This is a genomic window from Martinezella hainanensis, from assembly GCF_900094555.1.
In the GTDB taxonomy this organism is placed as follows: Bacteria; Pseudomonadota; Alphaproteobacteria; order Rhizobiales; family Rhizobiaceae; genus Rhizobium; species Rhizobium hainanense.
This window is the reverse complement of record NZ_FMAC01000009.1, coordinates 152,852-163,982: the sequence shown is the minus strand read 5'-3', so window position 1 is coordinate 163,982 and position 11,131 is coordinate 152,852. Positions and strand designations below refer to the sequence as shown.

At 63.0% G+C, this 11,131-nt stretch carries 8 protein-coding genes; 6 read left to right on the top strand and 2 right to left on the bottom strand.

Annotated features, from left to right (window positions below; all coding sequences use genetic code 11):
* Positions 1 to 64 precede the first annotated feature (64 nt).
* Positions 65 to 2,947, top strand: coding sequence for an isoleucine--tRNA ligase (ileS, locus tag GA0061100_RS25570; protein ID WP_075855640.1), 2,883 nt, complete (start codon positions 65 to 67; stop codon positions 2,945 to 2,947).
* Positions 2,948 to 3,081: 134 nt separating this feature from the next.
* Positions 3,082 to 3,708, top strand: coding sequence for a hypothetical protein (locus GA0061100_RS25565; RefSeq protein WP_075855639.1), 627 nt, complete (start codon positions 3,082 to 3,084; stop codon positions 3,706 to 3,708).
* 36 nt (positions 3,709 to 3,744) lie between these two features.
* Here the strand turns inward: GA0061100_RS25565 and GA0061100_RS25560 are convergent, their stop codons facing one another.
* Positions 3,745 to 4,203 carry a nucleoside deaminase gene (locus GA0061100_RS25560; RefSeq protein ID WP_075855638.1) on the bottom strand — a complete coding sequence of 153 codons (459 nt, stop codon included), beginning with the start codon at positions 4,201 to 4,203 and terminating at the stop codon, positions 3,745 to 3,747.
* A gap of 72 nt (positions 4,204 to 4,275) precedes the next feature.
* Here GA0061100_RS25560 and GA0061100_RS25555 point away from each other — a divergent pair, with 72 nt between their 5' ends.
* The 3 genes from GA0061100_RS25555 to GA0061100_RS25545 are packed head-to-tail and all read left to right on the top strand — an operon-like array spanning position 4,276 to position 7,749.
* Positions 4,276 to 6,291: a pseudouridine synthase gene (locus GA0061100_RS25555; protein ID WP_143525534.1), complete on the top strand. Its 2,016-nt coding sequence runs from the start codon at positions 4,276 to 4,278 to the stop codon at positions 6,289 to 6,291.
* A gap of 6 nt (positions 6,292 to 6,297) precedes the next feature.
* Complete coding sequence (gene rsmD / locus GA0061100_RS25550; RefSeq protein ID WP_075855637.1) at positions 6,298 to 6,864, top strand: 16S rRNA (guanine(966)-N(2))-methyltransferase RsmD; 567 nt, start codon at positions 6,298 to 6,300, stop codon at positions 6,862 to 6,864.
* Between the two features lie 18 nt (positions 6,865 to 6,882).
* Entirely contained in the window at positions 6,883 to 7,749 is an 867-nt protein-coding gene (locus GA0061100_RS25545; protein ID WP_075855636.1) for a patatin-like phospholipase family protein, read from the top strand.
* Between the two features lie 52 nt (positions 7,750 to 7,801).
* Here the strand turns inward: GA0061100_RS25545 and GA0061100_RS25540 are convergent, their stop codons facing one another.
* Entirely contained in the window at positions 7,802 to 9,622 is a 1,821-nt protein-coding gene (locus GA0061100_RS25540) for a monovalent cation:proton antiporter-2 (CPA2) family protein (protein ID WP_075855635.1), read from the bottom strand.
* Positions 9,623 to 9,773: 151 nt separating this feature from the next.
* Between GA0061100_RS25540 and GA0061100_RS25535 the strand changes: the two genes are divergently transcribed.
* Positions 9,774 to 11,126 (top strand): TldD/PmbA family protein, encoded by a 1,353-nt coding sequence (locus tag GA0061100_RS25535; RefSeq protein ID WP_075855634.1) that lies wholly within the window; start codon positions 9,774 to 9,776, stop codon positions 11,124 to 11,126.
* The last annotated feature ends 5 nt before the right edge of the window (positions 11,127 to 11,131 follow it).

Sequence of the window (11,131 nt, the reverse complement as noted above, 5' to 3'; positions counted from 1 at the left end):
TCCCAATATGGCTGCGCCAGTTCAGGCGCAAGACGCCCGAGACACCGAGGCAATTGTCACGACTATGACCGATACCGCTGAAAAGATGGATTACTCCAAGACCCTTTACCTGCCGGAAACCGACTTTCCGATGCGCGCCGGCCTGCCGCAAAAGGAGCCGGAACTGGTGAAGCGCTGGGAGGAAATGAACCTCTACAGACAACTGCGCTCTTCCGCTGCGGGCCGCGAAAAATTCGTTTTGCACGACGGCCCTCCCTATGCCAACGGCCACATCCACATCGGCCATGCGCTGAACAAGATCCTCAAGGACGTCATCACCCGCTCGTTCCAGATGCGCGGCTATGACAGCAACTACGTTCCCGGCTGGGATTGCCACGGCCTGCCGATCGAATGGAAGATCGAGGAAAAGTACCGCGAGAAGGGCAAGAACAAGGACGAGGTTCCGGTGAACGAGTTTCGCCAGGAATGCCGCGACTTTGCCGCCGGCTGGATCAAGATCCAATCCGAGGAGTTCAAGCGCCTCGGCATCACCGGTGATTTCGACAATCCCTATCTGACCATGAACTTCCATGCGGAATCCCGCATCGCCGGCGAGCTTCTGAAGATCGCCCGCACGGGTCAGCTTTATCGCGGCTCCAAGCCGGTCATGTGGTCGGTGGTTGAGCGTACCGCTCTGGCGGAAGCCGAAGTCGAATATGCCGATGTCGAGAGCGACATGATCTGGGTGAAGTTCCCGGTGGCTGAGGGTGCTGCGCATCTTGCCGGCGCCTTCGTCGTCATCTGGACGACCACGCCCTGGACGATCCCCGGCAACCGCGCGATCGCCTATTCCTCGCGCGTGTCCTACGGGCTTTACGAAATCACGGAAGCTGCCAATGATTTCGGTCCGCGCTCCGGCGAGAAGCTGATCTTCGCTGACAAGCTCGCCGAAGAATCCTTCGCCAAGGCCAAGCTGCAGTACAAGCGTCTCGGCGATGTGACCGCTGCCGATCTGGCCGCGCTCACCTGCGCGCACCCGCTGGCTTCGCTCGGTTACGGCTTCAAGGTGCCGCTGCTCGATGGCGATCACGTCACCGATGATGCCGGTACGGGCTTCGTGCATACCGCACCCAGCCACGGCCGTGAGGACTTTGACGCCTGGATGTCGCATGCCCGCGACCTCGAAAAGCGTGGCATCTCGTCCGCCATCCCATTCCCGGTCGATGACGCCGGCTTCTACACCGCCGATGCCCCCGGTTTCGAAGGCGGCCGCGTCATGGACGACAACGGCAAGAAGGGCAATGCCAACGATCTCGTCATCAAGGCGCTGATCGAGACGAACACGCTGTTTGCGCGCGGCAGGCTGAAGCATTCCTATCCGCATTCCTGGCGGTCGAAGAAACCGGTCATCTTCCGCAACACGCCGCAGTGGTTCGTCTACATGGACAAGGACCTTGCTGATGGTTCGACGCTGCGCTCGCGCGCCTTGAAGGCTATCGACGATACCCGCTTCGTGCCCGCTGCCGGCCAGAACCGTCTGCGCGCCATGATCGAGCAGCGTCCGGATTGGGTCCTCTCGCGCCAGCGCGCCTGGGGCGTGCCGATCGCGATCTTCGTCGACGAACAGGGCAACATCCTGCAGGACGACCGCGTGAACGACCGCATCCTCGAGGCTTTCGAGCAGGAAGGCGCCGATGCCTGGTTTGCGGAAGGCGCGCGCGCGCGCTTCCTCGGTGAGAAGGCCAACGAGCCCTGGACACAGGTCATGGACATCCTAGACGTGTGGTTCGATTCCGGTTCGACCCACACCTTCACGCTCGAGGATCGCCCGGATCTCAAGTGGCCGGCAGACCTCTATCTCGAAGGCTCCGATCAGCATCGCGGCTGGTTCCATTCGTCGCTGCTCGAAAGTGCCGCGACGCGTGGCCGCGCGCCATACGATACCGTTCTCACCCATGGCTTCACCATGGATGAGAAGGGCGAAAAGATGTCGAAGTCCAAGGGCAACGTCACCTCGCCGCAAGAGGTGATGAAGGATGCAGGCGCCGACATTCTCCGTCTCTGGGTCATGACGTCGGACTATTCGGAAGATCTGCGTGTCGGCAAGGCCATCATCCAGACCAATGTCGATGCCTATCGCAAGCTGCGCAATACCATCCGCTGGATGCTCGGCACGCTCGCGCACGACAAGGGCGAAGTCATCGCCTACGCCGACATGCCGGAGCTGGAGCAGCTGATGCTGCACCGTCTCGCCGAGCTCGATGAGCTCGTGCGCGAAAGCTACGACGCCTTCGATTTCAAGCGCATTGCCCGCGCGCTGATCGATTTCGCCAATGTCGAGCTTTCGGCCTTCTACTTCGATGTCCGCAAGGATGCGCTCTACTGCGATGCTCCGTCGAGCCTGCGCCGCCGGGCCTCGCTCGCCGTCATCCGCACGATCTTCGACTGCATGGTGACGTGGCTGGCGCCGATGCTGCCCTTCACCACGGAAGAGGCGTGGCTGTCGCGCAATCCGTCGGCGGTCTCGGTTCATCTCGAGCAGTTCGTCACCATTCCGGCGGAATGGAAGAACGAGGCGCTGGCCGAGAAGTGGAAGAAGATCCGCGCCGTGCGCAGCGTCGTCACCGGCGCGCTCGAAATCGAGCGCAAGGACAAGCGCATTGGCTCTTCGCTGGAAGCCGCCCCGGTCGTCTACGTCGCCGATCCGGAGTTGCTGAAGGTGCTCGAAGGTCAGGACTTCTCGGAAATCTGCATCACGTCTGATATCACCATCTTGGGTGAACAGGGGCCTGCGGATGCCTTCCGCCTGGATGGCGATGCCAAGGTCAGTGTCGTTCCGAAGCTCGCCGAAGGCCGCAAATGCGCCCGTTCCTGGCGCATCACCACGGATGTCGGTTCCGATCCGGAATACCCGGATGTCTCGGCTCGCGATGCCGCGGCGCTGCGCGAACTTGCCGCTGTCAACTGAAGAAAATTGCCGGGTGAATTGCCTTTGCGGCGTTCATCCGGTAAAAGCTGCCTGAAAATGGCCCGATTTTTACGGCAGTTGCCGTCTAATGGGGTCCTGTTACGTTTATTCCGGCATGGCTGGGAAGGGTTTTCATGAGAGCGATGCATAAGGTTCGTGTCGGCGTCAGCTTGGCGGCACTTGTGGTTGGCTGCGGCGCGATGTCCGGTTGCCTGAGCAGCCCGACTTACGGCACCGACAAGACGGCCGGCGTGCAGCTCCTGGACGACCTTGGCGATATCGCCTCCGTTTCGGCCGCGACGCCGAAGGACAAGGGTGTAAAGTACCCGAACCGCCCCGGCCTGGTTGTTGGTGGCGACAAGGACACTCTGACCGCGCCGCAGCAGTCGCTGGCAAGCAAGGACAATCCGGCCTGGCTGGAATCGCCGGAAGACGCCCGCAAGCGCCTCGCCACGGAAGCCGACGAGAAGAAGAACGACGTCAACTATCGCTCGCCGCTGGCTCAGGCCGACAGCAGCAAGAATCACATGAGCGAAGCCCAGCAGACGGCCGCCTATCGTGCAGCGCGCCAGGATCAGGCCGGCACGTATGACCAGCGCCGCTATCTGATCGATCCGCCGCAGGGATATCGTCAGGTTGCCGATCAGGCTGCCCTCAACGACCTCGGCGAGCCCGAGTCGAAGAAGGAAAAGAAGCGCAAGAAGGATGCCGAGGCTGCGCAGCAGACCAGCAACAGCAGCTGGTGGAAGCCCTTCCAGTAAGAAGTTTTCAAAGCGGCGGCTCTAAACCGCCGCTTTTCAGTCTTCGGAACGTTTCGCTTGAAAGAAACCTCTGAGGATCTCGGCGGAGACTGTTTCGCCGAGGCCGGAATAGACTTCCGGCGCATGATGGCAGGTCGGCTGGCGATAGAAGCGCACGCCATTGTCGATACCGCCGCCCTTCGGATCTTCGGCGCCATAGTAGAGGCGACGGATGCGCGCGAACGAAATGGCCGCGGCGCACATGGTACAGGGTTCCAGCGTAACGTAGAGATCGGCGCCTGTCAGACGCTCCTGGCCCAGCTCCTCGCAGGCCAGGCGGATGGCGACGATTTCGGCGTGTGCGGTGATGTCGTTGAGTTCGCGGGTGCGGTTGCCGGCTGTGGCGATGACCTTGCCGTCGAGCACGACAACGGCGCCGATCGGCACTTCGCCGCGCTCTCCAGCATGGCGCGCTTCGGCCAAAGCAAGCTCCATGAATTGATTTGTTGCCGCCATTCAAGTTTTTCCACTTAACCGCAAGGGCGTGACCTGATAGGAACACGCGTTAAAAATTCAGGCAAACAACAAATGACGATGAATGACAAGCCCAAGCGGCCTGGGTCTAAACCCTTTGCTGGCGATAAGAAGACGGTAAAACGCGATGGCGCGAAGCCTGCAAAGGCCGCAGCCGTTAAAGCTGCGGATGAGAGCACGGTCGACGATGGAAAGGCCGAGCGCATTTCCAAGGTGATGGCGCGCGCCGGCGTGGCTTCGCGCCGCGATATCGAGCGCATGATCCTGGATGGTCGCGTCAAGCTGAACGGCGTGTTGCTCGATACGCCCGTAGTCAACGTGACCCTTACCGACAAGATCGAAGTCGACGGCGTGCCGATCCGCGGCATCGAACGCACGCGTCTGTGGCTCTATCACAAGCCGGCCGGCCTCGTGACCACCAATGCCGATCCGGAAGGGCGGCCGACCGTTTTCGACAATCTGCCGGACGAGCTGCCGCGCGTCATGTCGATCGGCCGCCTCGACATCAATACCGAAGGCTTGTTGCTGCTGACCAATGACGGTGGCCTTGCCCGCGTTCTGGAACTGCCGACAACTGGTTGGCTGCGCCGCTATCGCGTCCGCGCTCATGGCGAGATCGATCAGGAGGCTCTCGACAAGCTGAAGGAAGGCATCGCCGTCGACGGCGTGCTTTATGGCTCGATCGACGCGACGCTCGACCGCACGCAAGGGTCCAACGTCTGGATCACCATGGGCCTGCGCGAAGGCAAGAACCGAGAAATCAAGAACGTGCTCGGCGCGCTCGGCCTCGAGGTCAACCGCCTGATCCGCATTTCCTATGGCCCGTTCCAGCTCGGTGAGCTGCCGGAAGGCCATGTGCTCGAGGTGCGCGGCCGCACGCTGCGTGACCAGCTCGGCCCGCGTCTGGTCGAAGACGCCAAGGCGAATTTCGATGCGCCGCTCTATAACGCCCCGGCCGTTGCCGAGCCCGAAGAGGCGGACGCCAAGCCGGCTCGGACGGCCAAGGAAGAGCGCCCGCGTCGGGAGCGCCCCGAAGACAAGCGCGAGCGTGCGCTCAGCCGCCTCGATACGAAGCGCGATGCCAAGCGCGACGATCGCCGTGAAGGCGGCCGCGATGGTGGTCACAAGGACGACGATAAGGCGAAGCGCCAGCCGCTCGGCCCGCGTCGCAGCGCCAATGTCTGGATGGCGCCTGGTGCCCGTCCGCTCGGCGAAAAGGCGGCCGCAAAGGCTGCGAAAAATGCAAAGACCGCCTCCCGGCGTGGCGAGCCTGAACGCCCGCAGCGTGGCGGCTTCGACCGTCCGGATGAAGGCCCGCGCGTTCGTATCAATCGCGTCGACGAGGGCGATGGCGAATGGATTCGTTCGAGCGAGGAAGCTCCGCGCCGGTCGCGTGGCGATGACGAGGGCTTTGACCGCAAGCGTTCCGACCGTCCCCGTGGCGACCGCTCATTCGGCGATCGTCCTCCGCGTGGCGACCGTCCTTTTGGTGACAAGCCTCGTGGAGATAGACCATTCAGCGATCGCCCCCGCGGCGAACGCGGCTCGCGGCCGGAGGGCGGCGACCGTCCCCGTGCGAAGTCTTTCCAGGGTGAGGCACGCTCGGAGCGTCCCCGTGGCGAACGCCCCTATGGTGATCGTCCGGCGCGGGGTGATAGGCCTTTCGGCGACAAGCCTCGCGGCGATCGTCCCTATGGCGACAAACCTCGTGGTGACAGGCCGTTCAGCGATCGTCCCCGTGACGACCGCCGGCCCCGCGCCGAGGGTGAGGAGCGTCCGCGCGGCAGGTCTTTCGGCGGCGAACAGCGGTCCGACCGTCCCCGCGGCGATCGTCCGTTTGGAGACCGTCCGCAGGGCGAGCGGTCCTTCGGTGATCGCCCGGCCGGCAAGCCCTTTGGCAAGAAGCCGGGCGGCGGTAAATCCTTCGGCGGCAAGCCGGGTGGAAAGCCCGGTGGTTCGCGCGGCTTCGGCGGCAAACCGGGTGGCGCTGGTCGTCCCTCGGGCGGACCACGCGGCGGCTCCGGTCGGGGTGGCCCCGGCAGAGGCGGCCCCAAGGGCGGCAGGGGCTGACGCGCGGTGAGGATCGTCGGCGGTGAGTTTCGCGGTCGCTCGCTTGCAACGCCGAAGTCGAACGACATTCGTCCGACGGCGGATCGCACGCGCGAAAGCCTGTTCAATATTCTGAGCCATGCCTATCCGGAAGCCATGGACGGCACCCGGATGATGGATGTGTTTGCCGGCACCGGCGCAGTCGGGCTGGAGGCAGCCTCGCGCGGCTGCCGTCACGTGCTCTTCGTCGAAAGCAGCGTCGAGGGCAGAGGGCTTCTCTGGGAAAACATCGATGCGCTCGGTCTGCATGGCCGCACGCGCATGCTGCGGCGTGACGCGACGGATCTCGGCAGCGTTGGCAATCTCGAGCCTTTCGATTTTCTCTTCGCCGATCCACCCTATGGCAAGGGGCTCGGCGAGAAGGCTTTTGCGGCCGCCGCCGCCGGTGGCTGGCTGGTGCCGGGCGCTTTGGCGATCCTCGAGGAGCGTGCCGACGTGATCGTTGCCGCGCCGCCCGATTTTCTGTTTCTGGAGGAGCGGACCTTCGGCGACAGCAAGATGCATTTCTTCCGTTACCAGCCGCTGGTGACCTGACGGGGGAAGGAGAAGGACATGGGCGATTATGCTGATTTCGTCGGCAGCGACTATACGCTCGCCGCTTCCGGCACGCCGAGCGTCGCAGTTGCCTTCGGCTGTGGCGGTGCGCGCGGTCTCGCCCATATTCATATCATAGAGGCGCTGGACGAGCTCGGCATCCGCCCGGTTGCTATTGCTGGTGCCTCCATCGGCTCCATCATGGGTGCGGCCATGGCGGTCGGCATGAGCGGTGCCGAAATCCGTGACCATACGCTTGCAACGGTCGGCAATCGCCCTGCGGTGCTCAACAAGATCTGGAGCCTGCGGCCGGTCAGCATGCGCAGCATTCGCTTCGGCCAATTCAATCTCGAACGCATTCTCCGGACGTTTTTGCCGGCGGCCTTCCCCGAAAATTTTTCAGAATTGCATATACCGCTCAAGGTGGTGGCGACCGATTACTATCAGCAGGCCGAAGTGGTGATCGAGAAGGGCGAGCTCTTTCCGGTGCTTGCCGCCTCTGCTGCCATTCCGGCCGTCTTCATGCCGGTCAGACTCGGAGATCGCGTGATGATCGACGGCGGCATCATGAACCCGGTTCCCTACGAGCATCTGGCCGGGCTTGCCGATATCATCATCGGTATCGACGTCGTCGGTGGCCCGGAGGGCGGCGGCAGGCATATTCCGAACCGCATCGAGAGCCTGTTCGGTGCCGGCCAGCTCACCATGCAGTCCAATATTGCCTTGAAGCTGCGCCTGCAGGCGCCGCAAATCTTCCTGCGTCCCGCCGTCGGCCGCACCGGCGTCCTCGATTTCCTGAAGGCGCGCGACATTCTCGCCATGTCGGCCGGCGTCAAGGATGAACTGAAATTCGCCCTTGATCGGGTTATCACGGCGAAGAACTAGTATTCAGCAAAAGCCGCTGGGCGAGTCTTGCGCCAAAAGCAAATGAAGGCGGCTAAACCCGCTCCGGCTCTTCCTGCGGCAGTGCCACAAGATCGTCGGCGTCGCTGTATGTCTCCGCCGCCCGCTTCGGCTTGACCAGCGGCTCAGGCTTGACAGGGCGCGAATAGAGCATATCGGTTCCGGCTTGCAGGCCTTCGCTGACCTGCAGCACCAGCCGTTGCTCGTCGCGCTTGCGGATATCCTCCCCGATCTCATAGGCTTCCGCTTCGCTGACGCCGAGCGCTTCCAAGGTGCGACGGCCGAAGAGCAGGCCGGATTCCAGCGTCTCGCGCAGTTCGTAATCCACGCCCTTGTGGCGCAGCTCGATCGAGTGAACGCGGTCGTAGGAGCGCACGAAGATGCGCGCATGCGGATAGTCCGTCTGCACGAGCTCGACGATCTTATCGGTCACATCGCGCAGATGCGTGCTCACGACGACGATCTTGGCGCGGTCGATGCCGGCGGAGCGCAGCACGTCCTTGCGGGTGCCGTCGCCGAAATAGATGCGGAAGCCGAAGCTCGATGCCTGGCGGATGCGGTCGGCGGAGAAATCGATCACGGTCACGTCGCGGCCGCTCGCAAGCAGGATCTGCGCGGCGATCTGGCCGAAACGGGAGAAGCCGATCATCAGGACATCGGAGCCGGCGCCCTCGAAATCCTCTTCCAGCTCCTCTTGTGCATCGCCCTTGACGAGGCGCTTCGCAAGCGCGGAGCTGAGCGGCGTCAACGCCATCGACAGCGTCACCATGGCAATCAGCATCGAGGCAGTGTTGGCCGAGAAGAGGCCGCTGCTGGCGCTGGCCGCGCTGAAGAGCACGAAGCCGAATTCGCCGCCTTGCGGGAGCAATCCGGCAATGCGAATGGCATCGTTGTGCGCAGAACCCGCCACGCGACAAAGCGTATAGATCACCACCGCTTTGATCACCATCATGACGGGAACGGCAAGCAGGATCATGAGCCAATTGTCGAGGATGACGTCGAGTTTCAGCGACAGGCCAACGGCGATGAAGAAAATGGCGAGCAGCACGCCTCGGAAGGGCTCGATGTCGGCTTCCAGCTCATGGCGATAAGAGGATTCCGCCAGCATCACGCCGGAGAGAAAGGCGCCCATCGCCATGGAAAGCCCGGCAAGCTGCATCAGCGTCGCAGACCCCATGACGACGAAGAGGGCGGCGGCAATCATCGCCTCGCGCGCGCCGGTGCGTGCGATCACCTGAAAGAGCGGTGTCAGCAGATAGCGGCCGGCGATGATCATCGCCGCAACCGCGCCGACGGCGATGGCGAGGCTTGGCAGCGGATTGGCGGTCTCTTTCGCTCCGTCGAGCACGGTGATCAGCGCCAGCAACGGCACGATCGCGAGATCCTGCAGCAGCAGCACCGAGAAGGAGCGCTGGCCGTATTTCGTGTTGACGTCGCCCTGCTGCTCGAGGATCTGCATCGCAAAGGCGGTCGAGGACAGCGCTAGGCCGAAGCCGATGATGATGCTGCCCTTCCAGCCGGCAATACCACCGAGATAGGATGCGACCATCAGCGCAAGCCCGCTGAAGACCACCTGCGCCGTGCCAAGGCCGAAAATATCGCGCCGCATCTGCCATAGGCGGGAGGGCTTCAATTCCAGACCGATGATGAAGAGCAGGAAGACGACGCCGAGTTCGGCGACGGCCAGCACGGCCTCGCTATCACCGATGCTATGCAGGATCGGGCCGATCACCACGCCGGCGGCGAGATAGCCGAGCACTGTGCCGAGCCCGAGTTTCTTGAAGATCGGCGCCGTGACGACGGCACCTCCGAGCAGCAGCAGGGTTTCGGTGAAAAGCGTATTGGGGGCGGACATCGTCTGTTTCTTTCCGTGGGGCAGGCGGTGTTGCGACGCGCGGCCATGATAAACAACCATGCGTGAAGAGATTAGAACAAGAATCGGCTTTGCCGCCCCTTGATGCTTTATGTAGTGCACAATAAATGGAACGCGAAGGAAAGGCCAAGTCATGACCTCAGAAATCGATTCCGCCACTCTGCTTTCCCGTGCCAGCCAGTTGATCGACCTCGCCCGGAAAGCCGGTGCGGATGCGGCCGATGCCGTCGTAGTGCGGTCGAGGGCTCATTCCGTCAGCGTGCGTCTCGGCAAGGTCGAAGGCACCGAATCCTCCGAGAGCGACGACTTCTCGCTCAGGGTCTTCGTCGGCAATCGTGTCGCCAGCGTCTCGGCCAATCCCGGCTTCGATCTGACCGCGCTTGCCGAGCGTGCCGTGGCCATGGCCAAGGTTTCTCCCGAAGATCCCTTTGCCTGCCTCGCCGACGAGGCGGATCTCGCCAAGAGCTATCCCGATCTCGAATTGTTCGACCCGACCGAGGTTTCTACACAGCAGCTGCGCGAAGCGGCGCTTGCGACCGAGGCTGCCGCGCTCGCTGTTCCCGGTGTCACCAATTCTTCCGGCGCCGGCGCTTCCGCCGGCATGGGCGGCCTCGTGCTTGTGACGTCGCATGGCTTCGCCGGCCATTATATGGGCTCGCGCTTCGGGCGCTCCGTCAGCGTCATTGCCGGCGAAGGTACAGGCATGGAGCGCGACTATGATTTCGACAGCCGCCTCTATTTCGCCGACCTCGACGCTGCCGAGGAGATTGGCCGCCGCGCCGGCGAGCGCGTGGTCAAGCGCGTCAATCCGCGTCAGGTTCCGACGGACAAGAACGTCACCGTCGTGTTCGATCCGCGCGTGGCACGTGGCTTCGTCGGTCATATTGCCGGCGCCATCAACGGCGCCTCCGTCGCCCGCAAGACCAGCTTCCTGCGCGACAAGATGGGCCAGCAGGTGCTGAAGGCAGGTCTCTCGATCACGGATGATCCGCTGATCGTGCGCGGCCCGTCTTCTCGCCCCTTCGACGGTGAGGGTATCTCCGGCAAGCGGCTCGTCATGATCGAGGACGGCGTGCTGAAATCCTGGTTCCTGTCGACTGCGACGGCGCGGGAAATCGGCGGCGGCCTGAAGACCAATGGCCGCGGCGTCCGCGGCGGCACGTCCGTATCACCCGCTTCCACCAACCTGGCGCTGGAGCCGGGCGATATCTCGCCCGAGGAGCTGATCCGCAATGTCGGAACGGGCTTCTACGTCACCGAGCTGATAGGCCAGGGAGTGAACATGATCACCGGCGAATACAGTCGTGGCGCCACCGGCTTCTGGATCGAAAATGGTGAGTTGACCTTCCCTGTTTCGGAGGTGACCATCGCTTCCAACCTGAAGGACATGTTCATGCGCGTCACGCCGGCAAACGATATCGATCGCGATTTCGGCATCGCTGCTCCGACACTTGCGATCGAAGGCATGACGCTGGCGGGCCGCTGAGAACA